The sequence below is a fragment of the Gracilibacillus lacisalsi DSM 19029 genome (genome assembly GCF_000377765.1).
Lineage (GTDB): Bacteria > Bacillota > Bacilli > Bacillales > Amphibacillaceae > Gracilibacillus > Gracilibacillus lacisalsi.
On record NZ_KB898667.1, the window covers coordinates 176,389 to 200,029 of the forward strand.

A 23,641-nucleotide genomic window follows, 5' to 3' on the forward strand; every position below is an offset into this window, starting at 1 on the left:
TCTAAAAACCGTAAGAGAAGATAAAGGTAATACATGAGTTAGTTAATCAGCAATTGATTAATCGATCTGTTTTTGAAATAATAGTTTGTATTAGGCAGATAATTGAAATGTTAAGTTAGGGGGAGGGCATTTAAATGAGTATTATAGTAACTAATCCAATCTTCTGGTCAGATGTACCTGATGTCGATGTAATTAGAGTAGAGTCTACTTTCTATATGGTAAGTACAAGTATGCATTCGATGCCAGGTTGCCCAATTATGAAATCGCATAACTTAAGAGATTGGGAGATTGTCTCTTATGTATATGATAGCTTAGAAGCTAATCGGGCACATCAATTAAAAGATGAAAAAGGGATCTATGGTCAAGGCCAATGGGCAACAAGTTTACGTTATCATAATGATACATATTATCTTTGTTTTTCAAGCAATGATATGAATCAATTCTACATTTATCAAACAAAAGATATCGAAAATGGTCCATGGACTCGATCGGTGATTGATGGTATTTATCATGACCCAGCATTACTGTTTGATCAAGACAGAGTTTTTGTCATTTATGGATGCGGTGACATTCGTATTACGGAATTAACTGCTGATCTCACAGCTGTAAAACCGGATGGAGTCAATCGCTTATTACTCGAAACACCGAAAGAAAATATCGGACTACGTTGTGAAGGATGTCATGCCTATCAATTAAACGGTGAATTTTATTTACTTTTTATCGAATGGCCGTCCGATGGTAATCAGCGGAGAAGGCAGGTTTGCTATCGCTCCACAGAATTATTGGGAGAGTATGAGCGAAAGGTTATTCTTGATGATGATATGGGCTATCGCAATAAAGGAATTGCTCAAGGTGCGATATTTGATACACCAAATAACGAATGGTACGCGATGTTGTTTCAAGATCATGATGCTGTCGGGAGAATTCCATATATCCTGCCTGTAGAGTGGGAACAGGGCTGGCCGATGATCGGTAGTGATGGGAAAGCACCTGAAAAGCTTGAAATAAATCTTCCTGCTGATGACCCTAAACCATTAGTAATTAGTGATGATTTTGAATATGAAAAAAATGAATTAGCGTTAAATTGGCAATGGAATCACAATCCAGATCCTTGCTATTGGTCAGTTACGGAAAGGCCGGGTTATTTACGACTTACAACAGGACATTTGACAACTAGTGTTTTAACAGCACCAAATACATTGACACAACGAACAGAAGGACCGGCATGTAGTGGTACTATTTTGCTTGATGCATCCAACATGAAGATAGGAGATTTTGCAGGGTTAATCGCGCTACAGAACAATTTCGGTACAGTTGGCATCAAACGAAAGGAAAATGGTGAATATGCTGTGGCGATGACAATAAACGATGGAAATGATCAGGAAAAAGTAGTGGAAGAAAAAACGTTTGCTAACGAGCAAATCTACTTAAAAATGATATTTAATTTTGCTAATAGTGTTGATGAAGCAACCTTCCATTATTCTGCTGACGGGCAAGACTGGCAGCCAATCGGAAAGACCCTTCAAATGAAATATACTTTAGACCATTTCATGGGATATCGAATGGGGATATTCAACTACGCTACCAAGGGAACTGGTGGTTATGTAGATATCGATTATTTTCACTATGCTAAAAAAGAAAAATAACCGACATGTTTCATCCATTTCCTTCATAAAATGATATACTACAAATAACTAATATGATAAGGAATGGACATATATGCTAGATCACCACTTTCAAAAAAATGAAAAGAAAGCACATACCTATTTTCAAGACTTAGTGCAACAGTTAGAGGACCCACAGTTTACGGCAACATTAACAGAAGATTTGCAGGACTATCAAGAAAAGAAAAAATCATCTTTTTGGAATTATGACAATATAGCAATAAAAGAAGACCAACAATTCCTTCAACAACTAGCGAAAAAAGGAATGCTTAATGATTATTTGCATCGAAGTATTTCCTACATCTATTTACGTGATTTAGGGAGAGATATTTCCTCGGACAAAGTGCAACAAAGAATCGCAGCTGTAACCGAGGATGTGAGAACATTTTTACAGCATCATTCGAATCAAGAATGGTTCAGCTTGGCGAAGCTTTACCGACTAGCTGAAAAGGAATCATTAGAAGCAACCTTTTTCTGGCTGATTGAGAAACTAAAGCATGTGTCATCACTCATTCCAGAAGGATTGGATAAAGTGCATGCACAACGGAAATTAATCAAAATAATAGCTGGTGTATTAATGCATGAAATAGAAGAATTACAAGGGGAAACATCTCAGCAAGTCAGGGCCGAGCGTTTGGATAAAGCAGTCCGGATTGGCTATTGTTACGGTCTAACCTATCCATTTATTGACGACTTATTGGATGCACCTATATTGTCGAATCAAGAGCAGGGGCAGTTTGCCTCTCTTATTCGACACACGTTACGAACAGGGGAGATTATCCCTTTTACAGCATGGGATGGGGATAATCGTGAGATTGTTGCACCAATTTACCGTGAATTAACTAATGCCTTTCGATATTTGGAGAACAATCAGCCACCAGATAACCTTGATAATTTTTATCAACATGCTTATTTGTTTTTTTATGCCCAAGAAATAGATCGCAATAAACGGTTAGATAATCCTGATTATACGAATGAAGAATTGTATATACCGATTATGTTGAAATCTTCCTCATCGCGAATGATTGTGCGTTCGTTTCAAACCTTTTCAGCGAATGATCAGGTCGAAGAGCATATGTTTTATTACGGTATTTACAATCAGTTGGCAGATGATCTAGCTGATATCGATCAAGACATGGCATCGGGTAGTGTGACACCATATACGTATTTTCTTAAATACCGAGATAAACGGCCTGATTTAATCAATCCTTTTGCCATGTATTGGTCAGTCATCTCTTATTTAATTCATCATGTCTATCAAAAGGATGAAAAAACGCGAGAGATCATATTAGATCGAGTGACGAATGGTCTGAAACGATTACGAAAACGTCTTGGCATGCAGCAATACAGAGAATTGTTGCAGACATTTTCTATCAGTCCATCTTTTATTTCCTTTTTGGAAAGGATGGTAGAGCGAACGAAGAATGTTGCTTTCTTTGATAAACTACTCCGTGACAAAATGATAGCTACAATCAATCAGCAGGATAAGGAGAAAGTAAAATTTCAACGAACATTGGAAAGTGCACGTCATGCCATCAATCAATTCTTAACGATTGAACCAAAAGAACAACATGCTATCATTGATGCTGCTAATTACAGTTTACAAGGAGATGGCAAACGATTAAGACCTATCATGACTTGGGTGATGGCAACAGAAGGGTTTGGCTTGGCAGGTAAGGATGTTATTCCATTATTGAAAGCTATCGAATATATGCATACCGCCTCTTTAATTTTCGATGATCTACCTTCACAGGATAATGCACCAATCCGTAGGGGAAGACCAACCGTACATGAGCAATATAGTAGTGCTGTAGCAGAGTTAACCGCCTTATGGATGACGCAAAAAGCGGTACAGGAACAGACGAGGTTACGAAAATATGATGCAGACAAAATTTTAGACTTGATAGCATATTCGACACAAATGACACAAGACATGTGTAATGGACAGTTCATGGACCTAGAAGCGAAAGGAAAGCAATTGTCTATTGAGGAATTAACGAAACTCTCTTTATATAAGACCGGGATCGGGTTTGAAGCAGCGTTGATGATGCCAGCCATCGTTGCAGGTGCAAAAGATGAAGTAATAGAGGCGATCAAGCAATTTACACATCATGCGGGAATTGCCTTTCAGATTAAAGACGACTTGTTAGATCTTGAAGGAGACTCAGCTGTTTTAGGAAAACAAGCAGGTATCGACCGGCAAAATAATAGCTCTACTTTCGTCACAGTGTTAGGTGAGGAACAAGCTAAGAAAGAAATGTGGAAACACTATTGTGGTGCAGTAGAAGCTTTGGAGGCTTTTCCAAAAGACATCCCATTTTTAAAGCAGTTAATGCATTTTATTGTAAATCGAAGAAAGTAAGCTCAGCCGACTATCCTACCTAATTTCTTTCGTTTAGAAATGTAATATGATGGGCGGATGTACGTTAGGAGTGGAATTTATGCCTACTATATACGATATAGCAAAAAAAGCAGGTTTTTCAATAACAACTGTTTCGAAAGTATTAAATAACTATCCAGATGTTAGTGAAAAAACGAAGAAAAAAATATTGGAAACCATCGAAGAGATTGGGTATCATCCAAACTCCAATGCGAGGTCATTAATGACAAAGAAGTATTGGACCATTGGGGTAGTTTTTATTGAGGATCTTGATATTGGGATGAAACATCCTTTTTTTAGCGCCGTAATTGAAAGTTTTCGAAAGAGAGTAGAGGAGTTCGGTTATGATTTACTATTTGTTTCTCGCAATGTAGAAAATCAAAAACGAAGTTATATTGAACGATTTAAACAACGTGGAGTCGATGGTATAATTGTTGTTTCGCCATTAGATTTTAACAAAGAGGTAAAGGAACTATTAGAACATGATATGCCTAGTGTGTTTATTGATTTAAGCAGTAAACATGTAAGTGTAGTGAATAGTGATAATGGCTATGGAAGTGAGCTAGTAGTGGATTACCTTTATTCATTAGGGCATCGCAAAATAGCTCACATCGCCGCAGACGATAAAACTTTTGCAGGTAGAGAGCGACGTGAAGGATTTGAAGCAGCAGTAAAAAAACATGGCTTAGATTTACCAGAAGAATTCATTGTAAATGGCGGTTATTTTGAGTTTGAAGCAGGGTTAGAGGCGATGACAAAACTGCTCATTCTTAAAGATAGACCTACAGCCGTTTTTGCAGCGGGGGATATGATAGCGCTAGGAGCAATGAAGGCTATTCAAAACCACGGCTTAAAAGTTCCAGAGGATATATCTGTGGTTGGCTTTGATGATATTGAATTGGCAAAACATACAACACCAACGTTAACTACGATTAGACAGGACACAGATTTACTAGGGATACAGGCTGCAGATTTATTGTTAAAACAAATTGACCAGAAGAAGAAGATACCATTAAGTATTACAGTACCTGTTAGTTTAGTGGAAAGAGACTCTACTATGGCTATCGACAATGAGCCCAAAAGTCTCTCTAAATAAAAATAACAGACAAACATCCCTGTATAGTATGATCTATACAGGGATGTTTATTTAAATGTATAATAGTTATTCTATAAAATAATGAGGAGAATCATATTGTAATCCTTCTTTTTCATAAGTGAACCAATATTCTAAATGGTCTTCCTGTGAAAAGTTGTTAATCGTTTGTTGCCAGTTACCACCATTATTAGTCATGCGGAAATTTTGTTGAGTAGAATCATTCACTACATAATGAATGTCTACATATTCTGCCTCTGTAGTTGGCGTAAATGCAATAAATAGCTGATTATTGGTATCATCTTGTTGAACGTTGACAGTGTAATCATCGGTTGAGTGGTTTTCATCCTCTTCATCATCAGCAGGCAGGGTAGATATTTCAAACCAGTTTATGTTAAACTCAAATCCTGTTGCATATAACCTTAATTGATGGACACCTTCTGGTAAATGTATAGTCGAAGATAATGTTGTCCAAGATTGCCATCCGCCAGTATTTGGAACATCGATTGTATCTATAGTGTCATCATTTAATAGGAGCTGGAACTGTCCATTGGATGTATTACTTGCAACACGATAATCGATATAGTAATCGCCCTCGGCTGGTACTTCAATTGTATAGTCCAACCAATCTCCAACATCAAAATAACCAATATTTTCTCCCCCACCTATGTCTGTTGTTGTTTCATGTTGGATACCATACATATCTTGATAATCTTCAGCTTCAATCTTGGCTGGAAGGATTACTTGATTTGGATCTTCACTTCCATTATCGTCATCTTCGTTCCCATCATCATTAGTACTGGTTGTAAAACTATTAGGTTCTGCTGTTAACGTATAACCATCTGAAAAATGAACCGTTTTTTGTTCATTCGTCAAGTTATAGACAACGTAGGTTTTGTTTCCATCCTTATTGAATACCGCATTTATTGGATAATCAGCTGTTACAGAAGGATCGGCATTGCCTAAAACATCAAGATTATAAATCCAATGATATAAATGGGCTTTCGAGTTCCCGGCCTCAGGAGTTAAATTGTCGATATTCGATTCATAAAGTGATTTGGCATCTTCAATATTAGAAATGGCTCTATACATATAGATCAAATCTTCCCATACATCAAAATCGGTTCCATTATTCTCGTTAATTAAAGCTTGGTAATTTTTTTCTGTATAAGCAGGATGGTGTGTTAAATAAAGAGAAGCACCTGTAATGGGCAACCAATTTATGCCATGGACTTCTTCAGGGTTAGCTGTCCACCAAACAGCATCTCCAACCGTTTTTCCACCCCATATCATACTAGCTGTAGAACGAGTGAAATCTTCATGGTGATTAGTTTCATCTACATCAAACCAATATTCATTAATGGCATTCATTTCAGTTGTATATAAATAAATACCCAGATCTCTAATGGTTTGATCATTAGTAGCTTCTCCCCATAAAATTAAACCTGCCCATGCATTCATCGCTTCGGAAGAGGATTCATTATTATTTCCGTCATCAAATCTAGCATGACCGGATGCCCAAGAGTGTCCAGCATAAGGATCAAAGTTTCGCAGGAAAGGGAATTGATTATCATTTCTATCCCAATTTGCAATATCACGAATTAATAATTTAACCATTTGTCCCCATTGATCATCTTCGGCCCAATTTCGATCAACCCGGGCGATTTCTGCAGCAGCTTTAATGAAATATCCATAATGAAAATGGTGATCATTTAATTCCTCAGCACTTCCAAAGCTATCAGGATAACCAATTAAAGTTCCCCAATTATCATTATAGTAAAATAGCTCGGAAGTATTTAAATTCCCTTGTGAATCACTAGCTGTAAACCAATCCTCTAACCGACTTTTTATTTCAGTTCGGAAATTATCTGCAGCAGTAGAATCTCCAGCCTGTTCAGCGATTGGAGCTAATGTAGCTAGTTTTCCTAATCGTTTACCTATCCAGTACGTATCTGGAGTATCTGTATAGTCTTCCTCTTCTGCTTCGTCTATAAATTGGGAGAGTTGTTCTAAATCATACGACCCTTCATTAGGTAATGATGGAAGTACCCCAGTAAATTTCATTTTGGTTTCAAATTGAGAACCTTCTGCTGTTTTCATGAGGCCTCTTACAGAATTATAGGTATAGTCTAGTAATTCTTGTGAAGTGTTTTTCCATTGATGTGGGTAGAGCGCAAAGATGGTACTATTATTTGAACCTTCTTTTGCGGTGGTTGTGTATTGATAAGTCGTAATTACTTCGCTTGTTGTTTCATCGTAATGCCAATCCACTTTTGTGTCGGTAACATGAGAATAAGCATATTCTTGAAATTTAGCTAGTGTCGCTTCTGATTGATCTGGCAATGCAACAATCGAGAAGTAATCTTTATCATTTAAATGATTAGTTAATGTGGAAGTACCAATGCCATCCCATGTACTACCACTTGGGCCAAATAATCCATAATGACTTCCTTCAATTGTAATTCCAAGGACGGGGCTGTTTGCATCACCGGACCAAATGGTAGGAGAGGTATAAAAATCTATTTCCGGATTACCTCCTGTAAAAGTAAAGAATACAAATGGAGAACCATGACCGTAAGTTACATCCATGGTATTATTACCTTCTTGAAATTGTGTAGAAACAAACCAGTCATTAAAATTGTCCACTTTTGTATCTGGGAAGGTATTAACATTAGAATGACCAACGGTAAAGTCATGGATGTCATTAATCCATCCGCAAACACATGCATCATTACCTGTTATTCTGTGACTCGGGTTATAAATTCTAAAACCATCCTCTTGATTTTTAACAGCTAACGGATGTGGATACTGAGCGGTAGAGTATTGATCCCAAGCAACATTACTCCACCAATCATTGGTAGGCATCTTTTCGTCTACCTGTGGAGTTTGGTAAATCGTTTCCTGTACATCTGTAGCTCCTGGAGGTAATTGATTAGAATAAGACCCTAATCCCAATTTCTCTTCACCTTCAAATCCTAGCGTGGCAACAGGGAAAGTAAGCACTATTATGACCATTAGAAAACAAATTTTTAATATATATTTCACAGAACCCCTCCTCTGATTGTTTACGAAAGCGATTTCGATAAAAACCGAAAAACCTCCTTTCTGAAAAGATAAATGTAATCGCTTTCTAATTGTAATTTTTTAATAAATTATGCGTTATGTCAATGGTTTTTATGAAAAAAATATAATAAATAGGTAAATATATTTAAATAAAGCGCTTTCGGTTGTTAGGGAGTTTAGAAGGAAAACTAGTCCAAAAGATATTTTTGATGAGGGAACCAAAAAGGTCCCGGCCATCTCAGATTACGATGGCGGAACCTTCCCATTCTTTTTTACGGCAGCTAAAGTAACTCCTATAACTTGATGCATATCATAATACTGGTATGTGGCTAACCGTCCACCGAAAATAGCATTACTTTTCTTCTTTTTTAACCTTCAAAAACTTATTCGTTTCTGCCACGACAATTCCAGATAAGGCAAGTAGACCAATCAAGTTTGGAAAGGCCATTAAACCGTTCATTACGTCAGAGAAGTTGAATACTACATCTAGTGATACAACTGCGCCGATAAAGACGAAGGCGATGAAAATATAACGATAAACTCTGACACCTTTAGCACCCATCAAGTAATGGATAGATTTTTCACCGTAATAAGACCATCCAAGAATCGTAGAGAAGGTAAAGAATAAAATACCAAATGTTACAATATAAGACCCTGATGTCCCTAGGAATTGAGCAAAGGAAGCACTAGTTAATGCTGATCCATCTAACCCAGCGTCCCATTGACCTGCCATAACAATGGTAATACCTGTAATCGAACAAACAATGATCGTATCAAAGAAAACTTGTGTCATCGAAACCAACGCTTGTCTTGCTGGGTAATCAGTTCGGGCTGCCGCTGCCGCAATTGGTGCAGAACCTAAACCAGCTTCGTTGGAGAATACACCACGTGCCACTCCATAGCGGATGACGGTACCAAGGATACCACCACCAACAGCACTACCAGTAAACGCATCTTCAAAAATAAAAGAGATCGCTCCAGGCACTAAATCAAAGTTCAAAACAATAAGAATAAGTCCACCCAAAATATAAAATGCACCCATCACTGGAACAAAGAAAGCAGTCACCTTACCAATACTTTTAATCCCGCCAATGATTACTAAAGCAGCTAAAACGGTAAAGACAATACCAGTAATAAATGGACTAATAGAAAAAGATTCCTCTAATGATGAAGCTGCCGTATTAGACTGCACCATGTTCCCAATACCGAACGCCGCAATTGAAGCGAAAATCGCAAATAATACACCTAAAAATTTACCAATTGGTTTGTTTTTTAGTCCTCGTTCCAAATAGTACATCGGACCGCCGGACATTTCGCCATTTTCGTTTTCAACACGGAATCTCACCGCTAACAATGCCTCCGCATATTTGGTAGCCATGCCGACTAATGCAGTAATCCACATCCAAAAGACAGCACCAGGTCCCCCTGCAACAACTGCTGTAGCGACACCGGCGATATTACCAGTACCGATGGTTGCTGCCATCGCTGTCGTTAATGCCTGATAATGACTAATATCCCCTTTGGATGATTTATCCTGTTTTTTGCTGAAGGCTAGTTTTAATGCATAAGGTAACAACTTAAACTGCAAAAAGACCAGTCGGAATGTTAGATATAAACCTGTCCCGACTAATAAAATAAGTAGGGGAGGTCCCCATACCCATCCGCCAATCTCACCAAGTATCGCTGCACCTTCTTCGTTAATTGTGCTTAACCAATCCAACAAAAAATCCATTACACATCCCTCCTATTATTTTAAGAAAAGCTTATTATTAAAATTATTCCAATAATAGTGAGAGAATGCAATAGTATAGGGAAAGTTTTTAACATAAAACGTTAATAATATTTAGACGTGAGATAAAAAATAAATAGAATTAAACCTCCAAAACCGAAAATATATGTTAAGAAAATCGGATTGAACAGTATCGGGTGTTTCGCTGTTGCTTTTGTATCTGTATCATGTTCACCTTTTTGTTGATTTACAGTTTTACCGACCTTTAATGTGTAAAGTAGCGAAATGAGCGCAATGATAATACTGATAATCGCTAATCCTATAATCATATCCATCACCTATCTTTTTCCTTAACTTTATCTATTTTAAACGGTATTATACACATATGAATCATTTTTATTTCGGGAAAAATATGTTATAGTAAAGATAATTAGCAGTAGGTACTAACACCAAATATTAAGTGAAACTCAGTTAACGCATAATCAAGTATCATTAGGAGGACGTTATGGAAGATTTATTAAAATTAAAAGGAAAAAATGTCGTAGTGATGGGTGTAGCAAATCAGAGAAGTCTGGCATGGGGCGTTGCGCAATCCTTGCATCAAGCAGGTGCCAACCTAATTTTCACGTATCGTAAGGAGCGTTCTTTAGCAAAACTAACAAAATTGCTGGAAAAGTCAGACCTAGATGCAAAGCTGGTACTACCTTGTGATGTCAACAATGATGATAGTATCAAAGAAGCATTCAGTAAAATTGCTGATCAAGTCGGTACCATTCATGGTGTCGTGCACTCAATCGCTTTTGCACATGGAGAAGATTTGAAAAACCGTTTTGTTGAAACATCTCGTGACGGCTATGCATTTGCACAAGATACTAGTGCATATTCATTAATTGCAGTAGCTCGTGAAGCACAGCCTTTAATGGCTGAAGGCGGATCGATTATGGCAATGAGTTACTTAGGTGCAGAACGTGTAGTGCCAGGATATAATGTGATGGGTGTTGCCAAAGCAGCATTGGAGTCTACTGTTAAATACTTAGCGATGGACTTAGGAGAACATAATATTCGTGTAAATGCTATCTCTGCTGGTGCAATCAAAACGTTAGCTGCCAAAGGTGTTCCATCATTCAATGAGATTTTACACAAAATTGAAGCAGAATCGCCTTTAAAACGAAATGTGACACAAAAAGAAGTGGGAGACATGTCAGTAGCAATGCTGAGCCACCTATCCAGAGGTGTTACCGGAGAAATCGTTTATGTAGACTCTGGTTATAATATTTTAGGCTAATCTAAAAGACAAACAGACCATTCAAGGTTTGTTTGTCTTTTTAAATGTGGAAAGAAGCTATTAATTGTAGAAAGTGTCTTCGAGAAGAGCTCTCGAATACACAAGAAAACTTTAACTACTAGATATTCGAACGCGTGGCAGTTCCCCTTGGAATCTGCATAATTTTCACCTCACTTGCCAAAAAACAGAAGCTACAACAAAATGCGAATTCTAGGGGGAGCAGCACTAGCAAGAAGATCTATGTCCCTTTTTACATTAACCTAAGCAGAGATAGAAGATTCTTTTTTAGCTTCTTTATTTAATTTCTTATTAGAGCTAAACAATCGATAAATCGCAGGAATCAATAATAGTGTAATAAACGTTGCGAACAGTAATCCCGAAATGATAACCGTCGCCATTGGTGCTTGATAGTTACTTGACGTTCCAGTTGTAATTGCTAATGGTAGCATGCCGGCAGCGGTTGTAAAGCTAGTCATAAAAATAGGTCGGATTCGATTTCTTCCTGCTTCCACAAGTGCATCTGTAACGATATATCCTTCTTTTCTTAGTTGTTTTGTTCGATCAATAAACAGGATCGCATTATTGAGAACAATACCAATGAGCATGATGATCCCCATAGCTGATAATGCACTTAATTCCCGTTGAGTGAAGAATAAACCTAAAATCACACCAACAATTGTCATCGGAATAATGGACATCACAATAATTGGATGGAATAGATGATCAAATTGCACAGCCATCACGAGATAAACAAGGAAAATGGCAATCCCGATAATGGTGAGAATCTCCATCATTAATTCTTGCTGTTGTTCCAAGTCACCTGCAGTTTCGATTTGATAGCTGTCCGGTGTTTCAAAATCAGCAATTAACTGTTGGATGTCGCGATTAACAGAACCTAAATCCCTTCCTTCTAATTCAGCAGATACCGATACATACCGTGTTCCATCATCGTGTGTGATCTGATTTGGAATTTCTGTTGTATTCAAACGAATAAATTCAGATAATGCTTTATCGCCTTCGATAGTTGGTATTTCCATAGCCAATAAGGCATCTTTCTTATCTATTTCATCGTCCCATTCTACTTGAACAGGTATCTCTTTATCTTCCACAACGATTTCGTCAATCGGCATACCTAAAAATGCTTGCTCTATATAATTTTTAACATAGAGGGAACTAAGACCACTATCACTGATAGCATCGTCTTTCAATTCAATTACTTCGTCAAGGGAACCACGTTCGCCAGAGTGACTAACACCGACAACCCCTGGTATTTCTTCTAATTCACTGGAGAAGTCCGTTGCAATGGATTCAAGTTCTTCCAATTTATCTCCTTTTATCATCACTTGGATTGGTTGCCCACCACCTTCCGAGAATGCGCTTTGCACACTTTTAATCGGCTGTGTGTCTTGCAATTCTCGTAACGATTTCAGGATTTCTTCGTTAACTTCGCTTTGCTCTTTAGTAATGGCATCTCCTTTGGTCAAATTAATAATACTAAACAGTAAGCCGCCATCATCCATCGCATAGTTCGCTTCTACATCTTGTATCGCTTCTAGTTCTCGATTAATTTCTTGGACAACCTCATTCTTTTCAGAGATGGATACACCTGGTTCTAATTCAATCATCATTTCAGCATAACGGTTATACACATCTGGCATAATTGTCATTGGTATTTTCGAGACTAAAAAGAGTGAACCAGCCAACATAAAGATAAACAAGCTAATGATGGCGAAGCTATTACGTTTTTTCTTGACAATCCATTGAGCGAATCTAGTGTAGCTATTGATAATCCAACCATCCTTTGTTTTCGCATGGCTTTTACGGATTTTTAAAAAGCGATGAGCAAAAGTTGGAATAACGGTAAAGGAGATAAGGGCAGAGCTCACTAAGGTGATGGCTACTATCATAGATAAAACGATCATAAACCTTCCAATATCTCCACTAATTAATCCAATTGGTACAAATACAACGATCGTTGTTAGCATCGAGGCGATGACTGCAGTTGCTACTTCTTTTGTTCCTTCTAATATTGCTTCCAATTTCTCCAAGCCCTGTTCCTTCTTACGATAGATCGATTCGAGAATAACGATGGAGGAGTCAACCATCATCCCAATCCCTAAGCCTAAGCCAATTAACGTTAACATGTTAAAACTATAATCAAAAAGCCACATAGCAACAAAGGTAAGGAAAATAGAAGTTGGAATTGCAAAGCCGATAATAAAAGTAGCTCTGATATTACGCAGGAAGAGAAATAGGATAAATATTGATAAAATCCCGCCAATAAGAATGTTTGCCGTTACGCCGTTAAGCGAATCTTCTACATAATCAGCTTGAGCTACAACCTCATGTAGTTCAAATCCATTTATAAGTCCTTCCTCTCTTATCTCTTTTATTTCATCACGGACAGCGTGAGCCATTTCAATTTGAGTTACGTCTGCAACTCGACCAATTTGTATCATGATGAAATCCTTGGAACCATTCTTCCAAACGATAGAATTACTTTCTTGCGGTTGAAGGGAAACCTCTGCGATATCTTTCAATACAATCGTTTCATTTTGGCCTTGAATGGGTATATCCTCAATGCTGGAAGTGGAATCTAATGCGGAGTGCCATCTTAAGGACGGAGTATCCTCTTCTCCTTCAAATTGCCCAATAGCCGCTTCTCGGTTTACCTCTTGGATAGTAGTAATAATTTGCTGAAGGTCAAGTCCTTGCTCGATTATTTCATCTCGATCGAATGATACAATGATTTCCTGCTTGTAGCCTCCTTCTAATGCAACATCTCTAACTTCCCGAAGGTTTTCTAATCGAGGTTTCAACGTATTCTCAGCAAAATCTGTCATCTCCACCATATCTTCGCCAGATAAATCTAGGTAAAATTCATAATCTCCCTCTGTACTAAATTGACCTGCTTGATAATCTTGAATATTATCATTGCTAGAAGCTACAGTGTGGATGGTATTTTCTATCTCTTGAAAAACCTCATCCCCTCGGTCTGTTTCAATCATAATACTGACATTAGTTCTACCTATATAAGAGGTAGAAGCAACATTTTCTACTCCATCAATTCCTTTGATCTCATTCTCTAAGGGGTTGGTAATGGTTTGCTCAACATCAAGCGCAGACATATCTCCTGCCATGATATCCACAAATGCCCCATCCATATTGACTGATGGCAGCAGTTCCCTGTCTAACTTTAAAATTGATTGAATTCCTAAGACTAAAATAAGCACAACAAGCAAACTGACAAGAATTTTCCTTTCGATAATAAACCTTAACCACTTCAATGGTATCTCCTCCTAGAGCATATTATTTACAGTGCTAAGTCCCCTGATAAAAGTTTCATTGAATTGACTATCTAAGTTGTGGACAAACTATATCTACCTAGCGATTTCATTTTATACCTTAATTATCCAATTAGGTATTGCTCTTGAGACGTAACTTTTCTAAGTCTAGAGGCTTATATGATTTATGCTATACTGAAAGAAAAAGTTTTGGTGGTATGAACAATGAAACGATTATTACTCGTGGTGTTATTGTTGTTAAGTGGCTGTTATCAAGCGGGAGACCAAGCAACATTACCATTTAACAAGGCTCCTCAGACAGAAAAAGCAAAAAAAGAATTGCTATATCCTGATCGACCATTAGACAGATTTTGGAATATTGCCGAGATTGATTTAGAGGCAAGTTCTGTTCTTTTAATCAATGCCGATACAGGACATGTTATTTATGAAAAAAATAGTGATATACCATTACCTACAGCAAGCATGTCAAAGATGATGACGGAATTACTTGTTTTAGAATCAATTGAGAGTGGGGAACTGAAATGGGGGCGTGATGTAGAAATAAGTGATTATGCATACACTATCTCCCACCAACCAGGCTATGCTTCTGTCGATTTATCGAAAGAACGTGATTATACGGTGGAAGAATTGTTTCAGGCGATGGCAATTCACTCTGCAAATGGTGCAACCATCGCATTAGCGGAAGAACTAGCAGGAAGTGAAGAAGTTTTTGTACAGCAAATGAATCAGCGAGCCAAAGAATTACAGCTGGAGGAAACGCAGTTTGTAAACAGTACTGGATTAGATAATTTGCATTTGGGCGATTATTATTCTGTCGGGAGTGTAGATGATACAAATATGATGTCTGCACAAGATTTAGCGAAACTTGCGGAGCATTTGATTACGACATATCCGGAATTGTTGGAGATTAGTAATCAGCCTACATATCTTTTAAATAACCGGGAATATGAAAATACGAATTGGATGCTGGAAGGAGACATAGCTTTTGATGGGGTAGACGGCTTGAAGACTGGATATACCGATCTTGCTGGCTATTGTTTTACCGGAACTGTTGAGAGAAACGGTGTAAGACTTATCTCAGTTGTGATGGGAACATCCTCAGAAATCGAACGGTTTATCGAAACAGGAAGATTATACGAAAAAGCCTTTGAACAAATAGAATAATGTCCAGCCCATTACAGAATTAGTGTAAAATATCTCTAAACTATAAAAAATAATTAACATTTGTTCCAGAAGATCTAGTTGGGTATAATTGGTTTTGTTGATTTTAAGTAGAAGAAGGCGAAAATATGAAAAATAGTTTACATCTATACAAAACCGATATGAAGAATATGATCACGAATTGGGTTGCTGCAATTTTAATAGGCGGCCTGATGATCCTTCCCTCGTTATATGCTTGGATGAATATTGAAGCATCATGGGATCCATATGGTCAAACTGATCAAATTAAAGTCGGGGTAGTGAATAACGATACCGGTGCCTCCGTTCGTGAGGAGGACATCGATGTCGGCAAAGAATTAGTAGAAACACTAAAAAGTAATGACTCTATGGATTGGCAGTTCGTCGATGAAGAAGAGGCCATGGACAAATTAGAATATGGAGACTACTTTGCTGTCATTGTGGTTCCAGAAGACTTTTCGGAGAAGTTGGCTACAGTGATCAGTGACCAGCCAGAAAAAGCAGAGGTAGAGTATTTCGTTAATGAAAAAATAAACGCAATTGCTCCTAAAATAACCGATAAAGGAGCTACCGTCATTGTTGAAGAGATAAGCTCAAGCTTTATTTCAACGGTTAATGGCGTTATCTTTGATATGTTTAACCAGATCGGTATTGAATTGGAAAATTCACTGCCAGACATTATCAAATTTGAAGACTATATTTTTACAATCGAAGAAAAGCTGCCGGAAATTAAAAATACCTTAGATGAAACGTTGGCAGATGCAGAAAATGCAGAGGGTATGATCGATGATGCTAATAGTCTTATTCCTAGAGTGAAAGAGGCGACCGATCAAGGACTTTCAACCGTAAATGAGACGTTAGCATTTATAGATGAAGCAGAAGGGCGCTTAGATGAAATAGCTCCACGTGTAAACGAAGACTTAGAAACGATTCAGCAAGCAGTGCAGGATACTAATGAATTTTTAGAATCTGTCGATCTCTCTTCACAGGAGTTGCCAGATATCAATCAACAAATAAACAGTTGGAATGATCAAATAGATAGTACCATTACTTCGATTGAATCTATCCAGGAAGTTTTACGTCAAGTGCAAGATCAAGAGCAAAATCAGGATCAAGAAACAACGGATAATCCAGATCAGAATGGAGAAGACGATCAGGGAGCTGAAGGAGATACAAATGAAGAAGACAATCAGCAAAATAATCAAGAGCAGATAGAAGAGGCACTAAATCAACTGACAGCGATGAAAGCAACATTACAAGAACTACAAGAGCAATTGAACCAAGCTGATGAGATGATTGCAGAACATAATGAAGCACTAACAGAAATGATGGTGAACTTAAAAGAAACGGCACAATTTACAAATGAGCGATTGGATGCCTTTATTACAGAGTATCAAGAAACAATTGAGCCAAGAATCAAAGAAGAAATTCAGCATGCTAAGAGTACGTTAGAGTCAGCGAGAAATATCTTAACAGAAGTTCAAGATACAATACCAGAAGCGCAAGAAATATTAAATAGAACAGCAGCCAATTTAACAGATGGAGAAGAGATGCTAGAAAGTGTGTTAGCAGAATATCCTTACATTCATAGCAAAATTAATGAACTCGCAGATAAAATCCGAAGTGTCGAAGGGGATACGGATTTAGAAGAAATTATTGATTTATTGCAAAATGATCCTGACGCGGAACGAAGCTTTTTTGAGGAACCAGTCATGTTAAATCAAAATAAGTTATTCCCCATTGATAATTATGGAACGGGAATGACGCCGTTCTACACGGTTTTAGCGATATGGGTCGGTGGGTTGCTGTTAATTTCACTATTGGCAACAGATCCTCATCATGTAGAGTCCTATACAGGAAGACAGATTTATTTTGGCAGATTATTCACCTTTATCACAATTGGGTTCTTTCAAACCATTATCGTGACATTAGGTGACATGTATCTTCTTGGTGTAGAAATAAGGGAACCAATTTGGTTTATATTATTTGGCTTGTTATCAAGCATTGTATTTATTTTGATTGTATATACCTTAGTATCGGTTTTGGGTGACATTGGCAAAGCATTGGCTATCGTATTTCTTGTTTTACAAATTGCTGGTGCTGGTGGAACCTACCCAGTCGACTTATTACCAGGATTTTTCCAATCGATTAATCCTTATCTTCCTTTCACCTATGCGATTAATTTGATGCGAGAGGCAGTAGGAGGAATTGTATGGAGTAAAGTCCAGCATGATGTTATCGTTCTATCGGCATTCGGACTTGTAGCATTGATCGTTGGAGCTCTGTTCAAAGCACGCTTGAATAAGTATACACATCAATTAATGAAGAAATCGAGAGAAACCGGCTTGTTCCATTAATCATGTAAATCTCACTGGGCGCGCTGAGGGAGTCTCGCGTTATTAGCATATCCCCATGCTAAATCTGTTGCGCTTCACTAGGGTAATAAGCCAAGTTGCCAGATCTGACAAAGATTGTAGCGCATGCATAAAGCGAAGGCCGCCCACTTTCACTCCTGTGGGAATCGTTTGTCCTTCAGCTAACTTTTTCGAGCGGTTTTGGCTCGAAAAAGTTAGCTGAAGGACAAACCCCACGGAAATGGAAGTGGGCAGCCGGAGCGGTGGTCAAGCTGTTCAAATATGTCATCATTACTACTAAAGTAATAAAGGACCGGCGGGGTTTGCCGGTTTTTCCTAGTGAGACAAGAAAGTATAAAATTTGCGCAGATGTCTAGCTCCGAACGCCCAGAAACTAGGCGACTTCACGAATCGCCCTACGATAAGTCATCATCGGTTCGTAAACTCACCGTGATTCCTTTATCTCAGTTGATGCGTTCCAGTCGCTACGTTTCTAAACGGGCGCTCTGCGCTTTTCTTAGGAGGTTTTGCAATGAGTAAGAGAGGCTGGATTATTTACAATGGTAATCTATACAGAAAGAAATTTGCCGAACAAATCGAATGGTTACGAGAAACAGCGGAGACGTTTGATTTTGCAATAGATGTGATTGCTAATCATCAATTACTCGTTGCTATCGAAGAAGGTGAAACAAGAATATTAACGGAAAAAACTGATCCAGACTTTGTATTCTTCTGGGATAAGGATTTATTTTTGGCAAGGCAATTGGAAGTACAGGGATTACGTTTATTTAATTCAGCAAAAGCGATTGAAATATGCGATGATAAAGCATTAACCTATCAACAGTTAGCGAATCATGGGATTCGAATGCCGAAGACGATCATTGCACCGAAGGTTTTTGTTTCGTTAGAAGACGACAGTCACCTTGACCAAGTAATCGAAACGTTGGGCTTTCCTATGGTCATTAAAGAAACATTTGGATCCTTTGGTGAACAAGTATATTTAATCGAAAATGAGCAGCAATTACGTCAAAAAGTGAAAGAATTGCAGCATAAACCACACCTTTATCAAGAATACATTGCATCAAGCTACGGTCGAGATGTGCGCTTAAATGTTGTTGGAGACCAAGTAGTGGCAGCTATGTTAAGAAAATCAGAGCAAGATTTTCGTGCAAATGTAACTGCAGGTGGTAAAATGTTTCGTTACCAGCCATCAGAAAGAGAGCGGGAGTTAGCGGTTCGTTGTAGTCAATTAGTTGGTGCAGATTTTGCAGGTGTTGATCTCCTTTTTGGAGAAAATGATGAACCGATCTTGTGTGAAATTAATTCCAACGCCCATTTTAAAAACATTTATGATTGCACAGGTGTTGATATTACACATGATATGATGGCTTTTATTAAAGAGAGCATTGACTGAGTGTTAAACCGGGCAAATTTTTGCTCGGTTTTTTGTATCTATTCTATCTTTCTACAAATAATACAACTATGTATGTCAACAAGAGATGGGGTAGAAAAAATGAGGAGACATTGGAAAATCCGAAAGAGTAATCAATCTCAACAACCTAAGCAAACGAATCATACAGTGAAAACGGTGCTAGAGGATAATCGATCAACATTAAAGAGTATCTTTAAAAATAGTGTTGATATCCAATTCAGAGATTTGCAGTTAAAGGATAAGAAGAATACTCATGCGTTTATTTGTTATACAGAAGGTATCGTTAGAGAAGAGTTTATTCATGATAATGTCTTAGAGCCGTTGTTAGGAATTGATTTATTGGAGGAGAAAATAAACGATCATTCATTAGTTTCCTATATGGATTCTAATATTATCAAAGCATCTTCTGTAGATAAGACTTCTAATCTTGATCATGTTATCGAAAATATACTTCGGGGACAAACCGCAATATTTATCGATGGGTTTGACAGTGCATTACTAATCAGTACGGAATCTTATGAATCGCGAGGGGTAGAAGAACCTGACACGGAATCAACGGTCCGAGGGTCAAGAGAAGGTTTTAACGAGGTCATTACTACGAACACTTCCTTAATCCGCCGTAAGATAAATAATCCTCATTTAATTTTTGAAGAGTTCATCATTGGCGGAAATACGAAAACTCCAGTTCGGATTGGCTACATAGATGGTATAGCTAAGCAAGAGACAGTAGACGAACTAAGAAAACGGCTTGAATCGATCGAGACAGATGTTGTATTGGAATCTGGTTATTTAGAACAATATATTGAAGATCATCCTAATTCTATTTTTCAGACGATAGGTAATAGTGAAAAACCTGACAAAGTTGCTGCAAAGTTACTGGAAGGTCGAGTGGCAATATTGTGTGATGGGACCCCATTTGTATTAACCGTACCTTATTTGTTTATTGAATCGATGCAAGTGCCGGAAGACTATTATACGAAGTTTCAATTTACTTCATTAATTCGTTTTTTTCGAATGATCGCTTTATTTCTAACTGTTGCTACTCCAGCAGTATTTGTAGCGGCTGCTACTTTTCATCATGAAATGGTGCCAGCTTTATTATTAACAACGATGGCTGCCGCTGAGGAAAGAGTACCTTTTCCAATTTTATTAGAAGCTTTAATCATGACTGTTATTTTTGAGTTGCTTCGTGAAGCAGGGGTTCGCATGCCTCGACCTATCGGTTCAGCTGTAAGTATTGTCGGGGCATTAGTAATTGGTGAAGCAGCAGTACAGGCCGGGTTAGTAGGGGCACCAATGGTTATTGTAGTAGCATTGACAGCTATTACCGGTTTTGTTGTGACTGCAATCAATAGTGCTGTCATTTTAGTTCGATTTTTTCTGATGTTGTTAGCTGGAACTTTCGGATTCTACGGTTTACTGCTGGGTACGCTTTTCATCGTTGCCCATCTTTCTTCCTTAAGATCGTTTGGTATTCCTTATCTTACACCTTTTGCCCCTGTCGTGCTGAAGGAATGGAGAGATACATTTGTCAGGTTGCCATTGAAGAATTTACAAAGTAAGCCAAGATCCGTTCTTCGCAAGAAATATTAAATACATCCTAGGAGTGACAACTTATGAAGAAAATAGTACCTTTTTTTATGGTTATTTTGTTAAGTGGGTGTTGGGATGTAGAAGAATTAACAGAGGTTGGAATTGTGGCTGCAATGGCAATTGATATGGATGAACAATCAGGAGAATATCAGCTTACCTCAGAATTTTTAAGGCCATCAGCTGAGAGTACATTTGTATCTTCTCAAGACGAACCGTTTTTAACTGTCTCGGTAACAGGAAGGTCGATGTCTGAATTATTAAGGAAAACAAACCATAAAATAGATCGAAAAGGCTTCTATGCTCATAACAAAGTAGTGATTGTCAGTGAAGAAGTTGCCCGAGAAGGATTACTACCCATATTCGAAACATTTCAACGAGAACAGGTAGTGAGAAGTTATGTTTGGCTAGGCGTGACAAAGGGGACAAGTGCTTCTTCCGTTCTGGAGAAGCAAAAAAATAGTATTTCAAAGGTTCCTGCCGATTTTCTTAGTGGTTTATTTGACAATGCAGAGTATGAAGCTGTTTCGTTTAATTTATTGAAATTTTATAAGCAATCATTAAGGCAAGGACAAAATCCCGTATTAGGTGTTATAACTTTTGAGCAGACTGAACAGAGTGCAGAACCTGATGTGCATTTGTCTGGTGGGGCAGCTTTTAAAAAAGACAAACTGATTGGGTTTATGAATAATGATGAAACAAGTGCGTATAATTGGATTACTGCCATTCACAGAAATAGTGAAGAGGGGGCACTAACTTTTCCTTATAAAGAGGATAAATTTATTACACTGAATTTAGTTACTATTAAGCCAAGTATTAAGCCCGAAGTAACCAATCAAACGGATATCTCCTTTACAGTTGAAATAAAACAACAATTGGAAGTTGCCGAACGTCAGGAATTACAAAAAACCGAAACAAGAAAAGAACTTGCGCAAGTAACAGAAGAACTTGAAAAAACGGCAGAAAAAGAAGTGAAAGAAAAGGTAGAACAGGTTATTACGAAAGCACAGGAAGAATTTCAAGCAGATATTTTTGGGTTTGGGGCAGCGCTACGCAATAAGTATCCAAAAGTCTGGAACAGCGTAAAAGATAGTTGGAGTGAAGAATTTGCCAATGTTCCCTATGAAATAAAGGTGGAGATCGAAATTTTAAATACCGGATTACTTGATGGATCATTACATCCTAACGAATAATTTAGCGAAAGATCCCTTTAAATATGTAATAAATAAGTACGAGTAATAAGATGACAGCATAAGCTAACCCTCCGAATAATAAGAATCCTAAGAAAGGGTCAGCTTTCAGTAATTCCATAGTTATTGGCATGGGTATCATAGGTATCCTCCTTTTAACTATCCTTAAGCTAAGATGAATGGAAGTCTTCTGTTTACTTACTAGTCTTCTGCTTTATTTTAATAATGAGCAATATGATTAAGGGGAGGAGTGCATATACCAGGATATTGTAGACTCCTCCCTCCATTCCTTTCCATCGTTGATCATCTAGATTTTCAAATCTGAATATGGAAAGAAACGGAAGCGCTAAACCAAAAATAGTAATAACCCATTTAGCGTTGGATTTATTCATTAACCAAGTAAACGCTAAAGCAAAGCCGTAAAAATGGATAGCAGTTTTATAAAATCCGCCGATAAACATAATAAACACACCGATTATATCAAGATTGGTGAAAATCATCGCAATATGAACCGAGAGCATTGTCTCGAGCAATGGTATTTCTGAACTTGCTGTCAGTTCAGCACCTAAGACAGCAATAAAGACAATATTAGCTATTAATAATGAAAACGTCGAAACCGTAACAGCAATATACGTTGTTTTACGTATACCTTGCTGCTTGTTGACATAATGCCAAATGACGAGAAAGACAACCATCTCACCAAAGGGGAAGCCAACAACTTTTGGGATTTCTTTAAGGACTGGTTGGTATCCCTCGCCTAGAATGGGTAATAAATTAGTTAGCTCAAACTCACCGGAAATCATATTCAGAAAATAAGCAGCGAGTAAGATAAAGAAAAGATAGGGTAGAAATATTTCAATTGAGCGGCCAAGGACTTCAATTCCTTTATGTAAAATGTAAACCATCACCACGATGAATAAATACAGAGTAACGAGAAGTGGTGTTCTAGGTAGTGCCGTCATTTGAATCAAGGCACCAAATTCATAGAAATTATGTGTTGATTGACCTAGGAAGTACATACTGTACAGAAATAATAACGGTTTAGCTAGTATGACACCAAGACAGTCGTTTAAAATCTCGGAAAAATTTTGTTTAGGGTAATGTTTCGGTATTTCGGTATATACCCATAATAAAATAAAGCTGAGAACAAAAGACACTAATACCACGATCCATGCATCCCTTTTAGCTCCAGCACCTAGGGCAAACAATGTCGTACTTCCAATCTCAAATGTTACGATGAGGGCAAAAAGCTGAATATGTGATATTTGTCTCATGTCTCATTACTCCCAGGAAAAGATTATGGTATTTCTTTTTGTGCGTACGGGTATAGCTTTAACATTTTTGCCATAATAACGGAAAAATATAACGTATCTGACT

The 23,641-nt window shown here is 37.7% G+C and carries 15 protein-coding genes; 9 read left to right on the top strand and 6 right to left on the bottom strand.

All coding sequences use genetic code 11. The annotated features are described in order from the left end of the window. The first annotated feature begins 134 nt into the window (after positions 1-134). The 3 genes from D569_RS0111070 (at position 135) to D569_RS0111080 (ending at position 5,140) form a co-directional block, all read left to right on the top strand. Positions 135-1,646 (top strand): glycoside hydrolase family 43 protein, encoded by a 1,512-nt coding sequence (locus D569_RS0111070; RefSeq protein ID WP_018932485.1) that lies wholly within the window; start codon positions 135-137, stop codon positions 1,644-1,646. Positions 1,647-1,719: 73 nt separating this feature from the next. Next, a complete protein-coding gene (locus D569_RS0111075; RefSeq protein ID WP_018932486.1) occupies positions 1,720-4,026 on the top strand; it encodes a polyprenyl synthetase family protein in 2,307 nt (768 codons plus the stop codon). 79 nt (positions 4,027-4,105) lie between these two features. Further along, positions 4,106-5,140: a LacI family DNA-binding transcriptional regulator gene (locus tag D569_RS0111080; RefSeq protein WP_018932487.1), complete on the top strand. Its 1,035-nt coding sequence runs from the start codon at positions 4,106-4,108 to the stop codon at positions 5,138-5,140. A 66-nt stretch (positions 5,141-5,206) separates the two neighbouring features. On the opposite strand, the gene D569_RS0111085 is transcribed toward D569_RS0111080, so the two are convergent. From D569_RS0111085 to D569_RS0111095, 3 genes are all read right to left on the bottom strand, one after another. Then, positions 5,207-8,152, bottom strand: a complete 2,946-nt coding sequence (locus D569_RS0111085) for a glycosyl hydrolase (RefSeq protein WP_033404882.1) — start codon at positions 8,150-8,152, stop codon at positions 5,207-5,209. Between the two features lie 400 nt (positions 8,153-8,552). Next, positions 8,553-9,932, bottom strand: coding sequence for an alanine/glycine:cation symporter family protein (locus D569_RS0111090; RefSeq protein WP_018932489.1), 1,380 nt, complete (start codon positions 9,930-9,932; stop codon positions 8,553-8,555). 101 nt (positions 9,933-10,033) lie between these two features. Continuing rightward, a complete protein-coding gene (locus D569_RS0111095; RefSeq protein WP_156822932.1) occupies positions 10,034-10,267 on the bottom strand; it encodes a hypothetical protein in 234 nt (77 codons plus the stop codon). Between the two features lie 167 nt (positions 10,268-10,434). On the opposite strand from D569_RS0111095, the gene fabI reads away from it, so the two are divergent. Further along, positions 10,435-11,214, top strand: a complete 780-nt coding sequence (fabI, locus tag D569_RS0111100; RefSeq protein ID WP_018932491.1) for an enoyl-ACP reductase FabI — start codon at positions 10,435-10,437, stop codon at positions 11,212-11,214. A 260-nt stretch (positions 11,215-11,474) separates the two neighbouring features. On the opposite strand, the gene D569_RS0111105 is transcribed toward fabI, so the two are convergent. Then, complete coding sequence (locus tag D569_RS0111105) at positions 11,475-14,501, bottom strand: efflux RND transporter permease subunit (RefSeq protein WP_018932492.1); 3,027 nt, start codon at positions 14,499-14,501, stop codon at positions 11,475-11,477. Positions 14,502-14,723: 222 nt separating this feature from the next. On the opposite strand from D569_RS0111105, the gene D569_RS0111110 reads away from it, so the two are divergent. From D569_RS0111110 to D569_RS0111130, 5 genes are all read left to right on the top strand, one after another. Beyond that, entirely contained in the window at positions 14,724-15,683 is a 960-nt protein-coding gene (locus D569_RS0111110; RefSeq protein WP_018932493.1) for a D-alanyl-D-alanine carboxypeptidase family protein, read from the top strand. Positions 15,684-15,808: 125 nt separating this feature from the next. Then, positions 15,809-18,055 (top strand): YhgE/Pip domain-containing protein, encoded by a 2,247-nt coding sequence (locus tag D569_RS0111115; RefSeq protein WP_018932494.1) that lies wholly within the window; start codon positions 15,809-15,811, stop codon positions 18,053-18,055. Positions 18,056-18,584: 529 nt separating this feature from the next. Beyond that, positions 18,585-19,466, top strand: coding sequence for an ATP-grasp domain-containing protein (locus tag D569_RS0111120; RefSeq protein ID WP_018932495.1), 882 nt, complete (start codon positions 18,585-18,587; stop codon positions 19,464-19,466). Positions 19,467-19,565: 99 nt separating this feature from the next. Continuing rightward, positions 19,566-21,077, top strand: a complete 1,512-nt coding sequence (locus tag D569_RS22810; protein WP_018932496.1) for a spore germination protein — start codon at positions 19,566-19,568, stop codon at positions 21,075-21,077. Positions 21,078-21,100: 23 nt separating this feature from the next. Further along, complete coding sequence (locus D569_RS0111130) at positions 21,101-22,267, top strand: Ger(x)C family spore germination protein (protein WP_018932497.1); 1,167 nt, start codon at positions 21,101-21,103, stop codon at positions 22,265-22,267. Between the two features lies 1 nt (position 22,268). Here the strand turns inward: D569_RS0111130 and D569_RS24360 are convergent, their stop codons facing one another. Both D569_RS24360 and D569_RS0111140 read right to left on the bottom strand, forming a co-directional pair. Then, positions 22,269-22,406: a hypothetical protein gene (locus tag D569_RS24360; protein WP_018932498.1), complete on the bottom strand. Its 138-nt coding sequence runs from the start codon at positions 22,404-22,406 to the stop codon at positions 22,269-22,271. Positions 22,407-22,458: 52 nt separating this feature from the next. Further along, positions 22,459-23,538, bottom strand: coding sequence for a GerAB/ArcD/ProY family transporter (locus D569_RS0111140; RefSeq protein WP_018932499.1), 1,080 nt, complete (start codon positions 23,536-23,538; stop codon positions 22,459-22,461). Positions 23,539-23,641 lie beyond the last annotated feature (103 nt).